We start from the raw sequence: 22924 nt of genomic DNA, 5'->3' as shown, positions 1-22924 counted from the left end.
TGGGTCTTGTTTTTTTATTGATTCGATTCCTTGATCAGTTCCTTGATTTTTAATTCCAATTCGTCGGCTAATTCCGGGTTATCTTTAATTAAGGCTTTTACCGCATCACGGCCCTGCCCCAACTTCGTGTCACCGTAACTAAACCAGGAACCTGCTTTTTTGATAATGTCGAATTCTACGGCCAAATCCAGGATTTCCCCTGTTTTGGAAACGCCTTCCCCATACATGATATCAAATTCGGCTGTCCTGAAAGGTGGCGCCACTTTATTTTTGACCACTTTTACTTTAGTCCTGTTACCCAATACGTTTTCCCCGTCTTTGATTTGTGCCGCACGGCGGATATCCAAACGTACCGAAGCATAAAATTTCAGGGCGTTTCCTCCTGTTGTGGTTTCCGGGTTCCCGAACATCACCCCGATTTTTTCACGCAGCTGGTTGATGAAGAAAACCGTACAGTTGGTCTTGCTGATGGTAGCCGTAAGTTTACGCAATGCTTGCGACATTAAACGAGCATGAAGTCCCATTTTGGAATCTCCCATCTCGCCTTCGATTTCGCTTTTTGGCGTAAGCGCGGCTACGGAGTCAATGACTACGATATCTATTGCTCCGGAACGGATAAGGTTTTCAGCGATTTCCAAAGCCTGTTCCCCATTGTCCGGTTGCGAAATGATCAGATTGTCGATATCAACTCCTAATTTTTCGGCATAAAAACGGTCGAATGCATGTTCCGCATCGATAAAAGCAGCAATTCCGCCCGCTTTTTGCGCTTCAGCAATAGCGTGAAGGGTTAATGTCGTTTTACCAGAAGATTCCGGTCCGTAGATTTCAATTATCCTGCCGCGGGGATACCCGTTTACGCCCAAAGCCAGGTCAAGGCCGAGGGAGCCCGAAGGAATGGATTCTACTTCTACTATGGCTTTATCACCCATTTTCATTACGGTTCCTTTACCGTAAGTCTTGTCTAATTTATCTAATGTAAGCTGTAATGCTTTTAATTTGGCTTCTTTTTCTGAACTCATTTTGTATGGATTTTATGTCTGTAAATTTTAGTAAAAATAAGTGTTTTTTATGATAATGAGACAACTATTTTTCAACAAAAAAGAAAATCCCCACACCAAAGCCCTGGCGCGAGGATTTCCTACTCAATCAGAATTTTGAAGTTTAGAAAATAATTTTTTTGGTAACAGACTGGCCGTTTTCCAAAACTACTTTCACAATTAAAGCTTGGTTGCTATTCATGATTGACGTCACTAACATTTCTTTTGAATTTACTTTGTACTGAGAGGCCAATGCTCTTCCCAAAACATCATAAATGGAGTATTCTTTGATATTTTCCAATTTGGAAGCAATTACAATTGTATTATCCGAAGGGTAAATCGCCACGTTGCCCGAAATCAATTCAGGGTCCGGATTGCCCAATGTGACATCTGTAAAACGCAAGGCAAAACGCTCATTGCTTATCCCTGCAACGCCCGTAAACTGATAAGGAGCCAAGCTCAGGTTGTGCACAATATGCAGGGCTTTGTCCTCCAGATAAATTTTCTGGCCGGCATTTGCAAAGAACCCGTCGACTTCTCCTATGGCAATAGTATAATTTCCGTTAGAAGGAATTTTCATCCCTAAAGGAACAATGTCATTTTCGTCAAAAGGGAGTTTTCTACTCTGGATTATTTGCGATTCGTAACCAATTAAAGAATAAATGTTGAAATCCATTTTTAAATCGGTATCTGCATCGAACAGCCTGTCTTTTTCATTGGAAGCTCCTTCAATATATCCTATCATTGTTCTTCTGTTGGTTGTGGAAGATACTATGTCGAGCCAGATCCTTCCGCTTGCCGCGCTTTTTTGATTTGCTGCGGAAGCCCCTCTGAAAAACTGATTATTAGCATAATTCTTATTTCGCATAACATTGTTAAACACCACATTTTCAGTAGTAGCGGCCGTATTGGCATTCATCAGTACAAAAAAGCCCTGGCCTGCGCCGATAAAATAATCGGACGAAGATCCGGCAGAAGATCCGGCTAAATTATAAGTCGTATAATCGTTCGCATCATAATTGTACGCATACGAATTGTAAAAAGGACTCGGATTAGACAATGATGGCGCCAATCCGTGTTTCCAGATTTTCACAAAGCCGGCAATATTCGTATTGGTGGTCAGGAACTGGTACAGCGAAATAGAAGAAGGGTACGGATTTCCCAGCAAATTCCAATTGTCATCGTCTTTTGTAGCAAAAGTTGGCGACAAGCTGGTATTGTAGTTAGCAGCCAGGTCGTAAGTGCCCCTGCTGATAGGAATGGTAACGATACCATTGTTCGGGATTCCGGTAAAGGAGGAAGTAAAAGAAACGTTTGAAGGAGCATTGTTCAAGCCTCTTTCGATGTAGCCTTTTCCTTTGACCATTGTTTCGTTTCCGTTTACCCAAGTACCGTGTCCGTTAGTGTTGGAAGCGACGGTTGGAATCCATTTGTAAATAATATTACTCGTGGTAGGCGAAATGTTGCTGGATGAAAATGAAGCTACCGGAGAAGACCAGTACACATAATCGTAACCGTCAACCAAAGCCGCTCTTTGCATCACAATAGTACCGGTATTAACAGAGGCATTATTTATCTGAACCAGCGATCCGCTGTCTTCAATAGTTACAGTTCCATTATTAGTGAGTTCGTTTTGGATCTCAACATAATCATTTTTAAAGACCGTTAAGCTCGCGCCCGGATTTATGGTGAGCGAGCAACAACTGAAACCACCGCTAACGGCAGTCTGGTAATTGCCGCTTATTACAACAGATCTTGTCAGGGAAGGCGGGCTATTGCTCCAGCCAGAGCCGTTCCATACGGTTTGGGAAGACAAAATGACAACACTGCCGGATGCTGCAGAAGTACACGTTCCGTTGGAAACCGTAAAAGTATAAGTTCCTGGAGCAAGCCCCGAAATAGTAGTACTTGTACCTGTACCTGTAGTAGTAGCGCTGGAAGTACCGCTCCGGGTTAAAGTCCAGGTTCCTGATGCCGGCAAATTAGTAATAATCACATTTCCTGTGGCAAGCGAACAAGTGGCACTGGTAACCGTTCCGATGGATGGAGCGGATGGCAATGAATTTACGGTTAACGCAAAGGAAGTCCTTGGTGTGGTAAATCCGCTTGCGGAATAAAAAGCCTCAGCATAATATGTTGCCGAACTTGCCAATACCGGAGTCGTATAACTCGCTCCTGTAGCAAGTATTGATCCTCCGCTGGCTACATTATACCATCTTATGGTTGCTCCGCTGGAAGGTATCGCGACCGCTGTTAAAGTGAATGCCGAAGAACCGCAAGACGAATGCACAGGGCTGGTATCTTTAACTATATTGAATCCTCCGGCATTGAGCAATCCGGGAAAATCATAATCGGCTCCGGGGCCGTTACCATTACAACTGGCAATAAGGTCTGTCCCTATGTAAATCCTTTCAGAAGCGTTACAGGAACCTCCTACAAGGCCTGCTCCCGGCTGAAAATATATAGAAGACCCGGTGGCTAATCTTAGGTAACTATTCCCCGGGGAAAAGTCTAAAGTCGCCTGGCTTCTGACAATGAACTGAATGGCTCCCAGACAGGTCAAATCCAGATTGGCATTAAAACTTATGGTCATGGGATTGGTCCCGTCACCAATGTAAACAATTCCTCCGCATCCGCTTAAAGGAGCCACTCCGCAAGCTAAAGCGCTGGAATTGGTGGAAGCCGTTACCGTACATTGTGAATTGGCATTTTCTATAGTCCCGATAAAAAATAATGTGAGAAAAAATAGTAGTCTTGATTTCATAACTTTCCATTTTATTGATTACGAAATGCCTGAATAAGAACTATTCAAGCTTTAAAAACCCAAGGGGCCTTTATTTCGTCTTTGGAAAGAAGAAATCTAAAAAAATGGTATTATGAGAACACGTTTGATCTAAATATGTGGTATTTAATCAGGTTTAAAGTTATAAAATCTTATAGCAAAAAACTAATATTTTTTTGCCGATTTTATGCTTTTTACCGTAAAAAATTAGCATTTCATCAATATAAAAATAAAACACAACAAAAAGAGTGTCAAATAATTACTTCCATCGGATAAGTATTGATACTAAAAAAGCCACTCACATGGAGCGGCTTTTCAATTCAAAAACGATATGGTTTAAAAAATTATCTTTTTTGTAACCGACTGTCCATTTTCCAAAACAGTTTTTACAATCAGGGCTTCCTGATTCCTGCTAATGGAATTTACAACTGCCAGTTTCCCATTTACATTCTTTTTGCTTGCCAAAACCTGGCCCAAAACATTGTAAACTATAAGTTCCTTGATGTTTTCCAAAGAAGAACTCACTTTAATATCATTGTTTAATGTGCTTATTGCCACATTACTTTCTGCCGTATCGAAATCGTGGTTGCCTAAAGCGGCATCCGTATAACGCAATACAAAACGGTTGTTTATAATTCCTTGGCTTGCCGTAAATTGATACGGAGCATTATTTAGGTTATGGATAACGTTCAGCGCCTTATCTTCCAGGTAAATAGCCTGTGCATTGTTGGAGAACAACCCGTCAACCGAAGCAAGGGCTATCGTATACGTCCCGTTGGTTGGCAGTTTGACTCCCATCGGTACCAAATCTTCGGCAGTAAACGGCAAAGCCCTACCTTGGATAGCCAAAGGTTCATTATTCACAATCGAGTAGAAATCCTGCGCGCTCCTGCGGTCCGAATAGGCATCGTACAGACGGTCTTTATTTTGTGTAGCACCTTCCACATAACCAATCAAGGCCCTATTTACATTTCCTGTTGCGGAAACCAGGTCAATCCAGATCCTGTGGCGCTCAATGCTATTGGCCGTATTCTGCAAATTGGCATTCCTGAAAAACTGATCGTTCCTGTGGCCTTTATTTCGTAATGCATTTTGGAACGTTACTGTTTCGGTAGTAGCCGGCCCGTCATTCATCAGGACAAAAAAGGATTGCCCGGCTCCGATATAGCCATCGAAACCATTTTGCGTTGATGGACCCGTAGCGTTGTAAATAATATAATCGCTGGCAGCATAATTATAAGCATAGCTATTGTAAAAAGGGTTTGAAGCCACATTACTTGGCAATGTCCCATGTGTCCAGACACGTACCGAACCTTCAATGTTTGCATTTAATGTCAAAAAGTCAACCGCACTGATCGCTGACGGGTAAGGATTACCAATCAGGTTCCAGTTGTCGTCATTTTTGGTGATGATTGACCCGTTTGTCCCCGGATAATCTGCTCCTGTGAAATTACCTCTTTCAATAGCCACATTTTTAATTCCATTATTGGGAACTCCTGTGAAATTAGCGGTGAATGCCTGAGGAGTTGCATTGAAACCATTAGGCCCTCTTACAATATATCCTTTACCGATGCCCATTGTTTCATTTGCATTTTGCCAATTTCCAAATCCTCCGTTAGGATTAACTACAGTAGGCTGCCATTTCCAGATCTTGCTGAAGGACGTTCCCGGAGAAATGCTTGCTACTGAAAAACCGGCTACAGGCGATGACCAATACACATAATCCAGCAAACGAATAGTAGCCGTACGTTTCATAGCGATATTTCCGGTATTTACACCGGTATCGCTTACCTGGATCAACGATCCGTTGTTTAATATATCTAAAGTCCCGTTAACCGTTAAATCATTTTCAATATTGATATAGTGGCCCGCAGTAACGGTAGCCGTAAATCCTGCGTTTACAATTAAGCTGCAGGCGTCTATGTCTCCGTGGGTTGTCGTATTGTAATTCCCGTTGATAAAGGCCAGTTTCCCTATGGCAGGAGTTCCGTTGGACCAGGCCGTCCCGTTCCATGTTGTCGAGGATGTATCTTCAAGGACTGCTGCATTGGAAGCCATATAACAGGTTGCATTATTTTCCCTCACCTGGCAATAGTATTGGTAACCGTAAAGTCCTGCAATGGCTGAAATTGTCAAAGTATTTGTGGTCGTTCCGTTATAAACCCCAGTATTGGTCAGTGCTGTCCATGCGGTAGAACCTACAGGAACAACATACCACTGGTATGCCAATGGGTTTCCGCCGGCAAAACCTTCTGAAGCGGTAACAGAAACCACTGCTCCCACGCTCGTACAGGTTAAATTTATAGAAGGTTGTACATTGATTACCGGAGTTGTAGGTGTCATTCCGCCATACGTAGCAACATTTGAATAGTTATCATTACAAAGGTCAAAATCGGCAATCACCCAATCATTGGTATTAAAAACGGCACTCGGAACGGTAATGTTATTCTTTCTTTCAAAATCATATCCCGCAGCGCCTAATCCGGCAGTGGTAATCCAGTTGGAACCGTCGCAAACGCCCCAAATATCTATATCGACGCCATTTTTGTTTAAATGGATACAATCGTTGTTGTTTACACCGCTGGAAACGTTATGCTGGTCTGCCAGGTTCCCGTTTCCGCCAGGAACACTGCAAGCCGAACCGACACTGGTAGCCAGAGTAAATGAGTCTCCATTGGAAAGTATGCCTGTCAAAGGAATATCATCTCCTGTAGCTGCACCGTTATTCCTAATCCTGACTTCATAATTGGACAGATTAACCGTGCTTCCGGTCGCATTGTATATTTCTATATAGGACAATGATCCTGAAGAAGAATCCGTCACTTCCGATATAAACAAATCTGCAATGGTGCTATTTCCTTCACATGAAGTATTATCTTGTGTGATAACGGTAAACGGCATAGACAATTTACACCCAGAACCACTTGTAATTACTAAATTGCCTGTTGTAGCGCCAGCCGGAACAGTTAGCACCAGTTGTGTGGCTGTATTTGAAACTACGGTAGCAGGAATTCCATTAAAAGTTGCAGTACTTCCGGTTAAATCTCCTGATGAAATAGTAACGGTAACCCGGGTATTGACCGGCCCATTATTAGGAGATACCGAAGACACAATCCCTGCGGTACAAAGCCCGTTGCCTTGTATGGTAAATGTATAAGGGCTTTTCCCTGCCACATTATTGGCGATTTGTACGCTGGTTGTACGGATGCCTGTTGCGCTTGGAGTGAAGGTAATGCCGAGGAAACCGTCCAGTCCTGAAGTAATGGTACCCGAAGGATTTGTTGAAACAGCAAAGTCCGACGCATTCCCTCCAACAAAAGTCACACTTGAAATAGTTAAGTCCGCATTTCCCGTATTAGAAATCAGGAACGAATGGCTTGATGGCGAGCTGACAACTCCATTTCCGAAATCTGTAGCATCTGATACTGATGGTGTTATATCTCCATTAGCAACTACTATTGCATTTCCTGTCACCTCAATATTAGGGGCAGGCGGTGGCGTGTAGCAGGTCCAGTTCAAATCATCGATGCAATACCTTGCTACTGAAGAAGAAGCCGAGATGACAACATTCCCACCTATATTAATACCCGTAAAGGTTTTTGTAACCGGAGTGGTCCCGTTCATCTGTGAAAACAGAATGGTCCCGATCGTAACGCCGTTTACTTTCACATCTAAATTTCCTGATGTTTCTCCAAAAGGGAATTTTACCGTTAAGGAAATATTCCCTACACCATCATTAAAGGTAGGCGAAGTCAGGACTCCATTTCGGATTGTTATGGCTTTTCCTGTTATTGTCTGGTCTTCTCTTGCATCAGTTGCAGTCCAGGTCCCTCCTGTTCCCGTCCAGCTTCTTGACCCATAACCCGTTGCATTTGCTATGCCGGAAAAAGTCTCCGTATGGCAAGGGGTAACCGGTGTTGTACAATTTGTGGAAGGTATTGTGGCAGCAACCCTGTAATTCATCGTTTGAGCAACACTCAAATAAGAATTCAGCGGTATTAATGTAAAATAATAAGTGGTATTGGGTGTAAGTCCCGTTGCCGAAAAAGAAGTATCGGTACCTGCCAAAGAAGTATATCCTGCAACCGTGGCGTCTCCAATTACGGTCCCGGCCGGATAAAACACACCGTCTGTTGGCAATCCTGTTGGCACTGATCCTATTTTCTGCAATATAATATAAGCTTTACTGTTGGCAATGGTATTCGCTGCCGAAAAAGTCAGGTCAATTTGTGTGGAAGAAAAGCTATTGCAAGTAAAGCTGCCGGCATGCCCTCCCGGCTCCTGAGCCATTGTATATCCTACATTCGTGCCTGTCGCCGCTATATTATAGCAATCTCCGGCCGTATTGTATTCGTAAGCTGTAACTCTATATTCGGTACCCGGATTCAAACCTGTTATTGGTGCTGCAGATGATCCTGATCCTCTGAAAACCACCCTGTTGTTGGTATCAATCTGACCGGCTAAAGCCCAATCCAAATTCGCCGTATAGGACGTTCCTGAAACCGGCAATGCATTGGCCAATGAATTATCGCGGATCACCACCATTGTTCCGTTTCCGTTCCCTTGCGTCCAGTTTACATCAAAACCATTTAATGTGGGATTACTTGTAGATACTGCAGATGCCTGAGTTGTAGGTCCTGTGCAGCCTGCCGAAAATGTTGCCGTTAAACTAAGATTATCCAGCCCGATCCCTTGTGCATTTGTAGCTCCTCCAACTCCAGTATAGGTCCAGCACAAATAATACAAAGCAGACGGGGCTATGTTTAATCCTGTCAGCGAAACTGATTTATTTATAGATGCTGGAGGGTTGCTTACCGTTGTATTGTTTGCATCAGCAGCATATGCTTGATCTCCTGTTGTGGCAGCTGTATTTACATTTGTTGCGGTAGATCCGTGAAAAAATGTCCAATTAAATGCTCTTGTTCCAGAACGGTATTTTTCATAATCAAAGGAAATAGACAAATCGGTGATAGTAGATGTTCCTGTATTCTGAATAGCAACAATTATAGTCCTAGGGCTTGAAAATGATCCTGAAGTTAAAAAACCCAAAGCTCGGTCAGTAGCTGAGGCTGTTATTCCATTAGCATAATTGTAAACTCCTCCTGTAGAACCTGAATTTATAACTCCTGTTCCAGTTGATCCGGCCGACACTGTCGTTACTGAAGTTCCTGTAGTATAATTAGGAATGGTATTTACCCTGACACCACTAGGCAAAGCAGCCGTCGCACTGGTTCCCATACTATTGAAATTTTCCGTAACAGGTGTTACGCTCGGAATTGAAATTTGTCCCCAGCCCAATACAGAGCACAGGAAAGAAAAAATAAGCAACTTAATTTTCATAGAACTATTTGTTAGTGAGATGTCCTTACTGAAAATCAATGGGTTGAAATTCAAACAAGGGCAACAAACATAATATAAAAATCTAATAAAATGATTTCTAAATTGTTGAATTCATATTATTTTATCGTTAATTCTCCGAAATTCTCATTTATTTTTTATAATATGTAAATATTTTCTTATATTAAAAGAGGCGTGATTTTTCAGTGCCAGAAAAAAGAATAGTATTTCAAAAAAGAGCACAAAAATCACAGCTGGAATTGTAGTATTTTTGGCTTTTCACCAAAAACGATTATGCAGAAAAAATCTTTTACACTTTCAGAAGCCAGACAAAAGCTTGAATACTACTGCAGTTACCAGGAAAGATGCCATAATGAAGTGGCCGAAAAGCTGAAAAGGCTTAACATGTCCAGCGAAGAAACCGATGAAATTATCGTACACCTGATACAGCATAATTTCCTGAACGAAGAGCGTTTTGCCAGCAGTTTTTCAAGAGGGAAGCATACGATCAAACATTGGGGGAAAGTGCGTATTGCCAATGAATTGAAATTCCGGAATATTTCCAAATACAATATTGATAAGGCGCTGAAAGAAATCCCTCAGGAAGTGTACCTGCAGCATTTCCATGCTCTTGCCGAAAAACATTGGGAAACCATCCGGGAAACCGACCCGGTGAAGAAAAAGAAAAAATGTTGTGATTTCCTGCTCCGCAAAGGATTTGAAAGCAACCTTGTTTTTGAAAAACTCAAAGACCTGGAAAACGGCAACCGCTAGCCAATTATGGCTTACTCACCAAAACAGAAACCGCATTCCCGCCAAAACCTACGGCATTGACCAGTACTTTACGGATTGCTTTGCGATGTGGCTGCGCTTTTGCAAAAGGTACCCCGATGAATTCCTGGCGCTGCATCATCATGATTGCCAATTCGATACTCAAAATACCGGACGACCCAAAAGTATGCCCGATTTTCCATTTGTTGGTGGTAAGCATCGGAAGGTCCTGTCCAAAAACTTTCTGGATCGCTTTGTATTCCGATAAATCCCCTTTTATAGTACCCGGCGCATGCATTACAATGGCATCAACTTCTGATAAATTGGTAGATTGCAATGCCATTTTCATGGATTTCTGGAAACAATCCGCTTCGGTGGAAATGGAAATATTGTGTTCTAAAATATCGGTGGCATAGCCAATCCCGTCGATATAAGCCAATGCATTTTCCTTTTCACCGATCTCGAGGCAAGCCATCGCGGCTCCTTCTCCTAAAACCATGGAATTTCTGGTTTTTTCCAGCGCGAATGACTGGCATGGATACTCCGAATCCAGGGTGGAGTAAATTTTCAGGGCTTGCATTTGGGCAATAGTAAAGGATGTTAAGGGTGCTTCACTCCCGCCGACTAGAAATTTATCGACCATCCCCGCCCTGAGCCAGGCAATCCCATTCAAAACAGCATGCAAAGCCGTAGAACAGGTTATGGAATGTGAAACTTCCGGTCCGGATGCTTTTAAATCGTGGGCAATCCAGGAAGAGATATTGCCAAGGGTCGTTGTGGGCGAAGCCAATGTGGCCGTTTTCCCGGTTTCGATAAATTCCTGATGGTGTTTTTCGAACAATTCGGTAGCGCCGCGGGAAGAACCTATATTGATCCCAAAGATATCATTTGACGCCCAACCGGCATTTTTTATAGCTTGCCTGGCTGTCAGGATACCGTACAAAACCGAATTATCCAGGGCTTTGTATTTCGTATCAGAAGCTTTCAGGGCTGCAACCGATTCTTGTAACCCGGCCGGGATAGCCGCTACGGGTATGGCCTGGCCACCTATTTCTTTTTGGGCGATCAAGGAAGTTCCCTGTAGGTATTCGTTCCAGATTTTTTCCGGATGGTCTCCTAAAGGAGAAAGGGAAGACAAGGCGGTTATGGCGATTTTCGGAATCAATGTCAAGTTGGATTACAAATGTGATTATAGCCCCGATAGCAGTGGAAATCCTTTTTATTTTCCTTTAAAATAAAAAGATTGCAACGGATAGCGGGAACAGCTCCAAAATTACATCATTTCTAAAGCTTCTTCAATAGTTTTGTATACTTTTTCCAATTGGCTTGTTGAAATGATATAAGGCGGCAAAATGTAAACGATATTGCCCACCGGACGCAGGATTACTCCTTTTCCGATGAAGAAATTATAGAGTTTGTTCCGAAAGTCGCCGTAGTAGCTTTCCTGTGACCCGGTTTGGATCTCTAAAGCGAAAATAACGCCCAAAACACGGGTAGTTGCAACTCTTGGGTGGTTTTTTACTTTTTGCTGAAAGCTCAAATGGCACTCATGGATCCTTTGGATATTTTGTTGCATGGCTTCGGATCCGAGCAGTTGCATACTGGCCAAAGCCGCCGCACAGCCCGTTGGGTTTGCCGTGAAAGTATGGCCGTGAAACAACGCTTTATTGACATCGTCGTCATAGAAACCTTCAAAAATCTGTTGGGTAAATGTGGTGATCGCCATGGGAATTGTCCCTCCGGTAAGTGCTTTTGACAGGCACATCATATCCGGTTGCACCTGAAGGTAATCACAGGCGAAGTTTTTTCCTGTTTTGCCAAAACCCGTCATGACTTCATCGGCAATGGTAAATACGGAATGCTGGCGGCAAAGCGATACTAATCTATCGAGTTCTGACGCTTCGTACATGACCATTCCAGCAGCACCCTGAACCAAAGGCTCGAAGATAAAAGCGGCATATTCGTTTGTAGCCATTAATTTTTCAAGGGCATCGTAACTGGCTTTTTCATGGCCTTTTACCGGTACCGGTATGCGTTGCACTTCTATCATGGAACCCTGAAAAGCTTCCGTAAAAAAAGAAATGCCGCTGGCTGCCATAGCTGCAAACGTATCGCCGTGGAAAGCATTTTCAAACGCAATGATTTTTGTCCTTTTTTCGCCTTTATTGTAAAAATACTGCAAGGCTACCTTTATGGCGATTTCCACGGCTGTAGATCCGTTATCGGAAAAAAACAATTTCTTTTGGTTATCAGGCAAGATTTCCATTAGCTTTTCCGCAACCAAAACGGCTGGTTCGTGTGTAAAACCACCGAACAAAACGTGCTCTAAAGTGGTAAGCTGTTTGTAAATGGCATCGGCGATAAACCTATTGGAATGCCCATAAGGATTGACCCACCAGGAGGCAATCGCATCGATATATTCTTTGCCGTTTTCGTCCCAAAGCAAGGCACCTTCACCCTTTGCGATGGCAATATGGGGTTGTGCCGTTTTGTGTTGTGTATAGGGATGCCAGTTGTATTGTATATCTCTTTCAGATAGGTTCATTTGATTTTGCTTTATTATAATTCCAATAAATTACCGCGAAACAAATCGGCATAATAACGGATGACATTTTTATCGAAATAAGGCTCTTCCTCAATTCTTCCCAAAAATGCCACGCCTGTTTTCTGTAGGATGATTTCTTCCGAGGATGGGTTTTCGTCTCCGGAAAAAACAATCCCCGCTACCTTGATATTCCTGTTCTGCAACGCCTCAATAGTCAATAAAGTATGGTTTATACTTCCTAAATAATGCCTCGAAACCACAATGACTTTGTATTCTTCCTGGATCAGGTCAAGGACACAATCGGTGTCATTCAAAGGGACAAAAATGCCGCCGGCTCCTTCTATTACAAGGTGGTTCCCGGTTTTGGGCTCTTTTATTTTTTGGATATCAATTGTTATTCCATCCAACCTGGCGGCAAGATGCGGGCTCGCCGGGGTATGCAGGCGATAACTGTTTTCGTGGATGATTGTAGTGCTGTTTGAGATGTAATCCCTGATCTTATGGCTGTCGGAATGCTCCAGGTCTCCTGCCTGGACTGGCTTCCAATAATCAGCTTGCAAGGCTTCTGTAATGATGGCTGAAGCAATGGTTTTGCCAACATCCGTTGATATTCCTGTAATAAATAATTTCATTTTTTCTCAAATTCAAAATTACAAACATCGCATTTATAGGTATGTTTGGCGTTAATGGGAAAAAGCTCCAGGAATGAGGTGATGACAAATGAGACAAGGGATTTCACATCGCTGATTGAGGTAACCATATCTGTTTTTTCTGCGCCGCACTTCGGGCATTTTATCGGTTCTCCTTTATCATCAACCGAATACCGGCTAATTTCCGACACTATATTCTGGGCTTTGCCAAAATCTTCAGACCGCACGAACAGTTTTACGCCGCCAATGGCATTACTGACCAGCGGATCGGTGTCGATTGTAACATTATCGCGCATAAAAACCTCAATGCCTTCCGATTCCAGTTTCCCTTTCAGGATAAGTGCTTCGGACGAATACTGAAATGTGGCTATTTTTTGAAAAGTGATTTCTTTCATGGAACATTAAAAAACAAAGTTACTCAACAATTGCAAGACTTCTGAAATTTCTTTTTTTGAATTATAACTATGCAGGCAAATCCTTAGTCTTTCCTGGCCTTCCGGAACTGTTGGCGACAAGATCGGTTTGACATCGAAGCCTTTTTCACGGAGTTCTCCCGCGATCATTTTTACCTTTTCATTTCCGGGGAATATCGCCGATTGAATGGCTGATTTGCTTCTTACAAACATCGGTTTGAGCCCTAAAAGGTTTTTCTCCTGATTGAAACAGGCAATATTTTCCCTTAATTCCCGGGTCATTCCGGTTTCTGCTTCCAAGTGCTGGTATGCTGTTAGGATGGTTGCGACCGAATGTGGCGGAAGCCCCGTCGTATAAATAAAACTCCGGGCAAAATTGACCAGGTATTTTTTCAGGTCCGGGCTTCCCAAAACCGCTGCTCCATGACAGCCCAGCCCTTTGCCGAAAGTCATGATCCGGGCAAAAACGTTGCTTTGCAACCCCAGGCTTTGGATCAATCCTTCTCCTTTATCACCAAAAACGCCCAACGCATGCGCTTCATCAACCACGAGGCGGCAACTGTACTTTTCAGCAAGCTGGACCAATGCATCCAATTCCGGGCAATCACCATCCATGGAAAAAACACTTTCGGTAACGATATACACCTCTTTTTCTTCCGATTTGAATTTTTGAATCAAAAACATTAAGTCTTCCAGGTCATTGTGTCCGAATTTATAGGCTTTTGCATTGGAAAGCCGAATCCCGTCCCTAATGGAAGCATGGCATAATTCATCATACAAAATCACATCGTGGCGTTGCGGAACACAACTGAAAAAACCAACATTGGCATCGTATCCTGAATTGAAGATCAATGCCGATCCGCTTTGATGGAAGGCAGCAATGTAATCTTCGGCTTCGCCATATAGGGAATGGTTGCCCGAAAGCAGCCTGGAGCCTGTGGCCCCGTTTATCTTTATATCCCTGTCCGATAAGAATTGATGGGTTTTATGGAAAATCGCTTCACAACGAGCCATTCCCAAATAATCATTAGACGCAAAATCGATGAGATTGCCAGAAAAAGGCAATGCGCGCAATGCATTGTTTTGCTCGCGTTCGCGTAATTTTTGCAGTAATGCTTCCGGAAATTGCCCCATATCCTGCAAAGATACTAAAGTATCCGTTAGGATTATTTATTGGATATATATTGCTCAAGGCAAAAAAACAGGTTTTTAGGAAAATGGCCGTGTAGGATTTTTCAGAAGTATAGAAATTTGTACATTGCAGCAAAAAAAGAATGGATTTTTGCAAGAACTGCCACACTGCAAATCCGGAGCAATATAACTATTGCCCGCAATGCAGCCAAAAAACAAGCCTGCACCGGTTGACTTCACATGATATTGCCCATGAAGCCATACATTACTTCACACATGCTGATAAGGGTTTTTTTCAGCTTATTAGGGATTTGATATTAAAACGCGGTGTTGTTGCCCGTGAATATGTAAATGGAAGACGCAAGAAATATTTCCCTCCATTGAGCTTTTTTATGCTGATTGCCACTGTATTTGTTTTTATGGCTACTTTGGGAGAACCGAAAAAAGAGACAAACATACTAAAAGCCCATCCGGAATTAAGTTCCATAGCCGACCCGGTAAAAAAACAACTGGCGATTGAAAAACTTGAACGGGGTGAAAAAGTAAATCATTTTACCACAAAATACTCCAACTTGATGGCCATGTGCTCCTTACCCTTGACCGCATTGGTGTTTTGGCTTTTTTACAGGAAAGGCAAATACAATTATGTAGAGCATTTGGTAGCCGGAATGTATATGCTTGGCATTTGTATTTTGATATACGCCTTGCTTATTTTGCCCTTATCCTATCTTTTTGGGTTTTCAGGCAATTATGCTGTCCTTATATTCTTTGTGGTCCAATTGCTTTATTTTTCCACTTTTTATTACGGATTTTTAGAAAAAACTACGAAACTGCATTTTGCAAAAGCCTTTGGAGTAAGTGTTGCCAGCTTGGTTGTCTGGGTTTTATTTTCAGGATCGCTCATCCGTTTTTATATTATGAGCGGATTTGGCGGATTGTTTCATTAAACGGGAATCCAGCGAAGCATTATTTTACTGCGGGATCCTAATGTTGCCAAAAGCGATTTTGGGAATTCATAATTCTGTTTTATCAGTTCGAAATCTGCAAAAAGAAGTTGTGGTTCCAGCCCGGATGGAAATGGCATCCTTTTGTTTTTTTCTTTAAAAAACAAAAGATAGAATGGACAGCCGGATTAGCTGCCAAAAAAATTAAAAAACAACTCCAATCTTTTTTACCTTATTGGCCTGGTCTGTTTCCGTATATAAAATAGCTTTGGAATCTTTGACCTTGAAGCGGGCATTGCCTAGATAATTGAATTCGTGCTTTTCAAATGCCGCAGATACCTGGTCTAGCGGTATGCCAACGGTTAAGGTGTTTAATTTCCATTTTTTCCCGGTAATGGTAAGGCTTCGGATCAGGTCATTCTGCAATTCGATGATCAAACCATCGTAGGTGAAGGTAAAAATAGGCGGTTCTTTGGCGTCCGGGACTTCTTTGTCCAATGTTATCGCACCTCCAAGTACCGCTTCGATTTTTTGTACCGAATTCTTGTCGCATACTTTTATGCTTTTACTGGTTTTGGCATTGACCAATACCAATGCGCAAGATGCCTGCTGTTGGGTAAAACCCATGAGAAGGCCGCTTACTACAATTCCGAAAAGGGCAACCATAATTTTTATTTTCATTTGTCTGTTTTTTCAGGATTAAAAATATAAAAAAAGCCAAACAATGTTGCTTGGCTTCCTTCTTTTATTTCAAATTGTCTTAGTCGGCTAAAACAATTATTTTATTGTCATTCATTTCGATAGTCCCGGAATGGATTGGCAACCAAAATGTCTGTTCGTTCACTTTATTGAATTTTGCTGCAAATTCTTTGGCAATCTTCAGGTTCGAACCTACGATTTTTACGTTCCCTTCTTTTAACAATGACACAATCGGTGCGTGATTGTTAAGCATTTGGAACTCACCATTTACTCCCGGAACCGATACCGAAGTAACTTCTCCTGAAAATAATGTGGCTTCTGGTGATACTATTTCTAAAATCATAAATTTTATTATTAAGCTTCAGCTAACATTTTTTGTCCAGCTTCGATAGCATCTTCGATAGTACCTTTAAGGTTGAACGCTGCTTCAGGAAGGTGGTCTAATTCACCGTCGATAATCATGTTGAATCCTTTGATGGTATCTTTAATATCAACCAATACTCCAGGAATACCTGTAAATTGCTCCGCAACGTGGAATGGCTGAGACAAGAAACGTTGTACACGACGTGCTCTTGATACAGATAATTTATCTTCTTCAGATAATTCTTCCATACCTAAAATCGCGATAATATCCTGTAATTGTTTGTATTTCTGAAGGATTTCCTTAACTCTTTGTGCACAGTTGTAGTGCTCGTCACCTAAAATATGCGGTGTCAAGATACGTGAAGTAGAGTCTAACGGGTCAACCGCTGGGTAAATACCTAACTCGGCAATTTTACGAGACAATACCGTTGTAGCATCTAAGTGCGCAAACGTTGTTGCCGGCGCCGGGTCGGTTAAGTCATCCGCAGGAACGTAAACCGCCTGTACAGATGTAATAGATCCTTTGTTTGTAGAGGTGATACGCTCTTGCATCGCACCCATTTCAGTAGCCAAGGTCGGTTGGTAACCTACCGCAGAAGGCATACGTCCTAAAAGTGCAGAAACTTCAGAACCCGCTTGTGTAAAACGGAAGATGTTATCTACGAAGAAAAGTACGTCTTTCCCTTGATCGGAACCAGCTCCGTCACGGAAATATTCCGCGATAGACAATCCTGACAATGCCACACGTGCACGTGCTCCAGGTGGCTCATTCATCTGACCGAAAACGAAAGTAGCTTTAGACTCTCTCATTCCTGGTTTGTCTACTTTTGACAAATCCCATCCTCCATTTTCCATAGAGTGCATGAAATCGTCACCGTATTTAATAATTCCTGACTCCAACATCTCACGAAGCAAGTCATTTCCTTCACGTGTTCTTTCCCCTACTCCTGCGAATACAGAAAGACCTCCGTGACCTTTTGCAATATTGTTGATCAACTCCTGGATCAATACCGTTTTACCTACTCCTGCACCACCGAACAATCCAATTTTACCCCCTTTTGCGTAAGGCTCGATCAAATCGATTACTTTGATACCTGTAAACAAAACTTCTGATGAAGTTGACAATTCTTCAAATTTTGGCGCCTGACGGTGGATAGACAATCCGTTTTCTCCAGTTTTAGGCAAATCACCCAAACCATCAATCGCATCTCCAATAACGTTAAATAAACGACCATAAACATCTGGTCCAACCGGCATTTGGATTGGAGCACCTGTTCCGACAACTTCATACCCTCTGCTTAAACCATCAGTAGAGTCCATAGAGATTGTACGAACTGTATTTTCTCCAATGTGAGATTGTACCTCAAGTACTAATTTTGTTCCATCTTTTTTAGTGATTTCTAACGAATCGTAAATTTTTGGAAGTTCAACATCTGCTGTGTTGAAAATTACATCGACAACTGGTCCAATGATTTGCGCAACTTTTCCTATTACTTTAGACATGCTTATGTATTTATTAAATAGCTATTTAGATTTCTAAAAAACAAGTGTTTTTTCAGAGTGCAAAGATAATTTTTTAAAATATAAAATCAATAATTTTTTTGTGTTTTTTCAGAATTTCTGAAAACCGCTGCTTTTACTACCGGTAATTAGCCCTTAAATCTTTATAAATAAAAAAGCCATCAACACTTGCTGATGGCTTTTTTTATTAATTTCCGTACGCTTATAAAGACGCCGGATATTGTATTTGATAGTTCCCCAAATCAATAGACCTGAATGTAGAACCGTATTTTGCATTGATGGCCTCAAGGAATTTATTCGCTACTAAAGCATATCCTCTCGCACTCGGATGTATCCCGTCTAGTGAGAATGCCCCACCCACCACAAACTGAGTAGTCAGGTGGTAGTTACCGTAACGTATACCTCCGTTTAGCAATTGGCTCATTACCGCTTTCGCATCAACAAAAGCCAATCCGCCAGCGTCAGCCGCATTTTTGATTGTTACGTTATACGCATCGGTAGCTACTTTGATGGCATTAACTTCGGTAGGAATCAATACATCTTTATCCTGTAACGGATAGGTTACACCAATTGTATTGAATGGTGCAGGAACCCCCGCTTGAGGTGTACCGATAATGGTTCTTGTCGGAAGGACCACAAAATCCTTGTCCCCTGTATTTCTGGCATGACGTGCCTGTCCGTACAAACCTCCCATCAAACCTGCCTGAGGAGCCGGAACCCCGTTAGCGATTAACGCAGCAGTAATTTGAGCTGAATAATTGGTCAAGCTTTCATCCTTGATTAATAAAGGATTTGTAGCACCCGCAGATACTGTCACGATACGACCACCTTCGCCATAAGCAGTCAAGATAGCATCGATAGGACCTAAAAGCTGCGTATTTAGCTGGCTCGCTGTTGCTGCATCTAAAGGCACAGGGTTAGTAGGAACAGTTGTGAAATAAGGCAACGTATTGATATAAGGCAAGTTGGCTACAACTCCTTTTCTACCTCCTGTAGTAAGCTGCGTTACCAAGCCGTTATATACGGTATTGAATACAGTAGGGTCAGTAATGTCATTAGGACCGTACGTCGCAGGATTCGTATTTCCGGTTTGATCTGTACCGATACCTCCGGAAGTAGCATAGGCCAACACATCGTTACCTCCAATCCATAAGGAGAAGAAAGTAGGCTGCTGCGTTAATGCATCTGCGATAATCGATGTACTTGCAGAAGAAGCAAATCTGGCAAAATAAGGGTTTGCCAAACCTCCTGGAACCCCAGCAGGATTTCCGTAACCGGCTGCCAACAAGTGGAAACTTTTCGCTCCAGGCACACCCAGGTTGTTAAATGGCCCAGCCAAATGATTCAATACTTCCGTTACCGGAGGCCCAGGAACCGGAACCGGCCCTACTCCATTAAAATAAAGCCTTGTCCCCTGGATAGGGTTTCCGCTGAACAACAAACCTCCTTTATTGTCATCCCCGCAGAAAGGCGTATTGAATACACCGCCTCCCACTTGAGCAAATTGCCCGGCAAGAAGGTTAGGATAAGCATTTTGTTGTCCTTTTTTGAAAAGGGCTGCATCGCTATACCCTGCGGCAAAAGAATCCCCTAAAGCCACATATTTGGAAAAATCTGCCGAACCAGCCACTACAGGTTCATCACCCGCCACATCATCATCATTACAGGCTACGAAGCTCAGAGAGATTAACAATAGCCATTTTATATTTTTTATCATAATTCTTTCTTTAAATAAGTTATAACTCCTGATTACGGATTGATTGTCCATGAAGCATAATACTGCTGCCCGATAGCTCCGGCACCAATTACCTGAATATAATCTTTACCTCCAATGTTAGCTCCTCCCACTTTAACTACCGATTTCAGGAAAGGAATCGCATAATTAATCTGTGCATCAAAAACAACGTTTTCAGGAACCATACCATCAGCAAAAGAAGACTGCCATAAATATTCGGTGTTCCATCTCACGTTTGTGTTGAAACCGAAATTCTTAAATAACTTGTCATTTCCTATTGACCCTTTAATCCTGTGTTTAGGAGTATTGAATCCTGGTGCGAAATCCGGGTCGGAAGCTTCATCAAAATCAAAATCAGAGAAGTTATAGCTCACACCCGCCTCAAAATTACCATATACTTTTCTGGTCAGTCCGATACCGAAACCAGCTGATGAAATCTTAGCATCCGTATTGGTGTATATCTGGAATACCCTTCTGTCCCCATTGGCCAAAGCCGCATAAGAAGTTGGAGTACCAACAGCTCCATAATAAGGAGTGATTACTCTTTCCTGGCTTAAGAAATCTTTATATATATTATAGTATCCTGTAATATCGACTGACATTTTCTCAACCACTGAACGGTATCCTAATTCGATCGCCTGTACTTGCTCCGGCTTAACCAGACCGATATTGGCCACAACCAATTTAGTTGGGTCACCTGTTGCAGAAAAATCCTGGACCGATTTTAATGAGTAGGAATTGCCATACGCTTCATTTCCTGTTAACGTTACAGTTGCCGGCTGGCCCATACCTTGTCCTGCAGCACTTACGTTTCTTACTTCAACATAACGGGATAAGTTGTCCGGTGCAGAACCGATTAAGGCAAATGGCCCTAAATCCAAACCAATATACTGGTCTTGAGTCGTCGGGTTACGGAAACCTGTTTGGTAAGAAGCCCTGAAATTATGCTGTTTGTTCGTTCCTGCGGCATACGTAAAGGAAACCCTTGGAGACAAACTACCATCAAAGTTTTTAGATTTATCATAACGAAGCGATCCGGTAAATTTCAATCGCTCTTCCATAAATTTCTTTTGGAACTGGCCGTATACCCCAAATTCGTTGTATCGTAACGGTTTGTCAAAATCAGTAAAAATCGTTCCTTCGGAATTCATTACATACTGTCTCGCAGAACCACCTACTTGGATTTCTCCAACTTTTATCAAATCCCTGAAGTTATAATTGATATCTCCGTGGTATAATTTCGAATGGTCGATGAATTTAGCTCCTTGTGTCAGGTCAGGATTTTGAATCACTGAACTCAACGCATCTTTGAATTGTGGTGAACCTGCTGCAAATCTTGGCCCGTTTGGCGCAGATGGATTAAGAGGATCAACGTTTGGTGTAATTGGCAATGCCGGATAACCTGCAGGGAAAGCATTATTATCAGCAAAGTAGCGGGCATAATTAGAAGCCTGGTATCCGTTCAAACCAAATAAAGCACTTGACAATTGGAACGCTTTAGCATAATCGGTAAACCAGTTAGTGTCTGATTTTGCCCTTCGGTTAACATTCCAAGCTGCAAAACGCATATCATATGAATTCCCTGCATCTTCAGCTGTCATATACGCTCTTGCAAAGAAATTTTTTCCTTTTACTTCCAATTTGGTTTGGTCCATGTAGAAATCTTTCAGGGCATATCTGTTAGCTCCCTGATAAATCGTATTACCAAAGCCTAATTTATGTTGTGCGATGATTTCTATATCTTTCCCCCATCCTGAAGACGTAGTTGCCCAAGGCTTGAAATGAAGAGATACATCTACTTTAACACTTTCGATTTTATTGTCATTCAAGTCTTCTTCCCTATAACCTGTCCTGCTCACCTGGCCAACATTTGGGATAAAAGTAGTCACCTCGTCCCCGTAAGAGTTCAAACCGTCATAATTTTGATTGATTGCATGGCCAATTCCGCCTTCTGTCAAACTTCTTTCGTCTGAAGCAATCCATTCCGTTGCTGATAAAACATTGAAATTCGCTTTCATGGCAAAATGCTCCGTGAACTTTTTCGCAGCCCTGAACCCGAAATCATAAAACGGGTTATCGCCCGCAGTTGCCTGGACTGTTCTTCCGTATTTGAAATATGTTGAAATACCTTCTTTAGTAAAAGGGCTTCTACTGTTCATAAACATAATTCCGTTGAACGCGTTGGCACCATACAAAGCAGAAGAAGCTCCAGGTAGGATCTCAACATTCGCCACATCTATATCGGAAACCCCCAACAGGTTACCCAACACGAAGTTAAGTGCAGGGGAAGAGTTATCCATCCCATCCACCAACTGCATGAAACGTGTGTTTGCTACAGTAGCGAAACCACGGGTATTTACTGATTTAAATGAGAAACTACTCGTATTGAAATGGACGTCTTTCAGGTTTTCCAATCCATCATAGAAAGATGGAGCTGTAGTGTTTTTTATTTCCTTGATTCCCATTCTTTCAATGGTTACAGGAGATTCCAGGACTCTTTCCGGAGCTCTTGATGCCGAAACTACGATTTCGTTCAAGGCGGTAGATTCTTCCGCGATCACCACTACTACTTCCTGGTCTTTTGAAGCCACCTCAAGGGTTTGGGTAGTAAACCCCAACATAGACACTTCGATTGAAAAAGGAAATGCGTTTTGGGTTTTTAAGGTAAATTTTCCATCAAAGCCAGCCGTTGTGCCTGAAGAAGACCCGACCACTTTGATATTTGCACCAGGAACAGGCTGATTATTAGCATCTGTAACTAGTCCTGAAATTGAATTTTGTGCAAACGAAAGTCCGCAAAAAAACAATGACAAAATAATAAAATAGATTCTCATTCGTTTTGAATTTTGTTGGTTTAGATAGCCAAATTACAATATTATTTGTTAAAAATAAAAAAGAGACTACAAATATTCGTTGTAATTTAAAGAGTTTTAAAAGTTAAATATTATTATAAAGCTAATTTTATTAAATTATTCTCAAAATTTTAACAATTTTAC

Annotated in this window: 16 protein-coding genes; 2 read left to right on the top strand and 14 right to left on the bottom strand. The window is 42.0% G+C overall.

Going from position 1 to position 22924, the window contains the following annotated elements; all coding sequences use genetic code 11:
- Positions 1 to 14: 14 nt before the first annotated feature.
- From recA to E4635_RS10360, 3 genes are all read right to left on the bottom strand, one after another.
- Complete coding sequence (recA, locus tag E4635_RS10370; RefSeq protein WP_135526619.1) at positions 15 to 1019, bottom strand: recombinase RecA; 1005 nt, start codon at positions 1017 to 1019, stop codon at positions 15 to 17.
- 142 nt (positions 1020 to 1161) lie between these two features.
- Complete coding sequence (locus tag E4635_RS10365; RefSeq protein WP_135526617.1) at positions 1162 to 3801, bottom strand: T9SS sorting signal type C domain-containing protein; 2640 nt, start codon at positions 3799 to 3801, stop codon at positions 1162 to 1164.
- A 354-nt stretch (positions 3802 to 4155) separates the two neighbouring features.
- The gene (locus E4635_RS10360; RefSeq protein ID WP_135526615.1) at positions 4156 to 9159 is read right to left on the bottom strand and encodes a choice-of-anchor D domain-containing protein; all 5004 of its coding nucleotides are present in this window, start codon (positions 9157 to 9159) and stop codon (positions 4156 to 4158) included.
- Between the two features lie 291 nt (positions 9160 to 9450).
- Between E4635_RS10360 and E4635_RS10355 the strand changes: the two genes are divergently transcribed.
- Positions 9451 to 9930 carry a regulatory protein RecX gene (locus E4635_RS10355; RefSeq protein WP_135526613.1) on the top strand — a complete coding sequence of 160 codons (480 nt, stop codon included), beginning with the start codon at positions 9451 to 9453 and terminating at the stop codon, positions 9928 to 9930.
- A 4-nt stretch (positions 9931 to 9934) separates the two neighbouring features.
- Here the strand turns inward: E4635_RS10355 and E4635_RS10350 are convergent, their stop codons facing one another.
- From E4635_RS10350 to E4635_RS10330, 5 genes are all read right to left on the bottom strand, one after another.
- Complete coding sequence (locus tag E4635_RS10350) at positions 9935 to 11092, bottom strand: beta-ketoacyl synthase N-terminal-like domain-containing protein (protein WP_135526611.1); 1158 nt, start codon at positions 11090 to 11092, stop codon at positions 9935 to 9937.
- Between the two features lie 108 nt (positions 11093 to 11200).
- Complete coding sequence (bioA, locus tag E4635_RS10345) at positions 11201 to 12472, bottom strand: adenosylmethionine--8-amino-7-oxononanoate transaminase (RefSeq protein ID WP_135526609.1); 1272 nt, start codon at positions 12470 to 12472, stop codon at positions 11201 to 11203.
- A 14-nt stretch (positions 12473 to 12486) separates the two neighbouring features.
- Positions 12487 to 13104 (bottom strand): dethiobiotin synthase, encoded by a 618-nt coding sequence (gene bioD, locus E4635_RS10340; RefSeq protein WP_135526607.1) that lies wholly within the window; start codon positions 13102 to 13104, stop codon positions 12487 to 12489.
- Entirely contained in the window at positions 13101 to 13517 is a 417-nt protein-coding gene (locus E4635_RS10335; protein ID WP_135526605.1) for a putative signal transducing protein, read from the bottom strand. Before E4635_RS10335 ends, bioD begins: the two co-directional genes overlap by 4 nt.
- Before the next feature lie 6 nt (positions 13518 to 13523).
- Positions 13524 to 14669 (bottom strand): aminotransferase class I/II-fold pyridoxal phosphate-dependent enzyme, encoded by a 1146-nt coding sequence (locus E4635_RS10330; protein WP_135526603.1) that lies wholly within the window; start codon positions 14667 to 14669, stop codon positions 13524 to 13526.
- Between the two features lie 140 nt (positions 14670 to 14809).
- Between E4635_RS10330 and E4635_RS10325 the strand changes: the two genes are divergently transcribed.
- Positions 14810 to 15613: a DUF3667 domain-containing protein gene (locus tag E4635_RS10325; RefSeq protein WP_135526601.1), complete on the top strand. Its 804-nt coding sequence runs from the start codon at positions 14810 to 14812 to the stop codon at positions 15611 to 15613.
- On the opposite strand, the gene E4635_RS15755 is transcribed toward E4635_RS10325, so the two are convergent.
- From E4635_RS15755 to E4635_RS10300, 6 genes are all read right to left on the bottom strand, one after another.
- The gene (locus tag E4635_RS15755; RefSeq protein ID WP_169630246.1) at positions 15610 to 15750 is read right to left on the bottom strand and encodes a hypothetical protein; all 141 of its coding nucleotides are present in this window, start codon (positions 15748 to 15750) and stop codon (positions 15610 to 15612) included. The genes E4635_RS10325 and E4635_RS15755 overlap by 4 nt on opposite strands.
- A gap of 64 nt (positions 15751 to 15814) precedes the next feature.
- Positions 15815 to 16291, bottom strand: a complete 477-nt coding sequence (locus E4635_RS15750; protein ID WP_169630245.1) for a hypothetical protein — start codon at positions 16289 to 16291, stop codon at positions 15815 to 15817.
- A gap of 79 nt (positions 16292 to 16370) precedes the next feature.
- Positions 16371 to 16652 carry a F0F1 ATP synthase subunit epsilon gene (locus tag E4635_RS10315; RefSeq protein WP_135526600.1) on the bottom strand — a complete coding sequence of 94 codons (282 nt, stop codon included), beginning with the start codon at positions 16650 to 16652 and terminating at the stop codon, positions 16371 to 16373.
- A gap of 11 nt (positions 16653 to 16663) precedes the next feature.
- Positions 16664 to 18175, bottom strand: a complete 1512-nt coding sequence (gene atpD / locus E4635_RS10310) for a F0F1 ATP synthase subunit beta (protein ID WP_135526598.1) — start codon at positions 18173 to 18175, stop codon at positions 16664 to 16666.
- Between the two features lie 220 nt (positions 18176 to 18395).
- Complete coding sequence (locus E4635_RS10305) at positions 18396 to 19910, bottom strand: SGNH/GDSL hydrolase family protein (protein WP_135526596.1); 1515 nt, start codon at positions 19908 to 19910, stop codon at positions 18396 to 18398.
- Positions 19911 to 19942: 32 nt separating this feature from the next.
- Positions 19943 to 22762, bottom strand: a complete 2820-nt coding sequence (locus E4635_RS10300) for a TonB-dependent receptor (RefSeq protein ID WP_135526594.1) — start codon at positions 22760 to 22762, stop codon at positions 19943 to 19945.
- Positions 22763 to 22924 lie beyond the last annotated feature (162 nt).

The organism is Flavobacterium humi, assembly GCF_004745595.1.
Classification (GTDB): domain Bacteria; phylum Bacteroidota; class Bacteroidia; order Flavobacteriales; family Flavobacteriaceae; genus Flavobacterium; species Flavobacterium humi.
Note: the sequence above shows the minus strand (reverse complement) of the source record. Positions and strands in the feature narration are given on the sequence as shown.

Excerpts from the sequence above, each read along its gene's own strand:
- atpD (WP_135526598.1), bottom strand. The coding sequence starts at position 18,175 with ATGTCTAAAGTAATAGGAAAAGTTGCGCAAATCATTGGACCAGTTGTC.
- E4635_RS10300 (WP_135526594.1), bottom strand. The coding sequence starts at position 22,762 with ATGAGAATCTATTTTATTATTTTGTCATTGTTTTTTTGCGGACTTTCG.
- E4635_RS10355 (WP_135526613.1), top strand. The coding sequence starts at position 9,451 with ATGCAGAAAAAATCTTTTACACTTTCAGAAGCCAGACAAAAGCTTGAA.
- bioD (WP_135526607.1), bottom strand. The coding sequence starts at position 13,104 with ATGAAATTATTTATTACAGGAATATCAACGGATGTTGGCAAAACCATT.
- E4635_RS10305 (WP_135526596.1), bottom strand. The coding sequence starts at position 19,910 with ATGATAAAAAATATAAAATGGCTATTGTTAATCTCTCTGAGCTTCGTA.
- E4635_RS15750 (WP_169630245.1), bottom strand. The coding sequence starts at position 16,291 with ATGAAAATAAAAATTATGGTTGCCCTTTTCGGAATTGTAGTAAGCGGC.
- E4635_RS10325 (WP_135526601.1), top strand. The coding sequence starts at position 14,810 with ATGGATTTTTGCAAGAACTGCCACACTGCAAATCCGGAGCAATATAAC.
- bioA (WP_135526609.1), bottom strand. The coding sequence starts at position 12,472 with ATGAACCTATCTGAAAGAGATATACAATACAACTGGCATCCCTATACA.
- E4635_RS10330 (WP_135526603.1), bottom strand. The coding sequence starts at position 14,669 with ATGGGGCAATTTCCGGAAGCATTACTGCAAAAATTACGCGAACGCGAG.
- E4635_RS10335 (WP_135526605.1), bottom strand. The coding sequence starts at position 13,517 with ATGAAAGAAATCACTTTTCAAAAAATAGCCACATTTCAGTATTCGTCC.
- E4635_RS10360 (WP_135526615.1), bottom strand. The coding sequence starts at position 9,159 with ATGAAAATTAAGTTGCTTATTTTTTCTTTCCTGTGCTCTGTATTGGGC.
- E4635_RS10315 (WP_135526600.1), bottom strand. The coding sequence starts at position 16,652 with ATGATTTTAGAAATAGTATCACCAGAAGCCACATTATTTTCAGGAGAA.
- E4635_RS10365 (WP_135526617.1), bottom strand. The coding sequence starts at position 3,801 with ATGAAATCAAGACTACTATTTTTTCTCACATTATTTTTTATCGGGACT.
- E4635_RS15755 (WP_169630246.1), bottom strand. The coding sequence starts at position 15,750 with ATGCCATTTCCATCCGGGCTGGAACCACAACTTCTTTTTGCAGATTTC.
- recA (WP_135526619.1), bottom strand. The coding sequence starts at position 1,019 with ATGAGTTCAGAAAAAGAAGCCAAATTAAAAGCATTACAGCTTACATTA.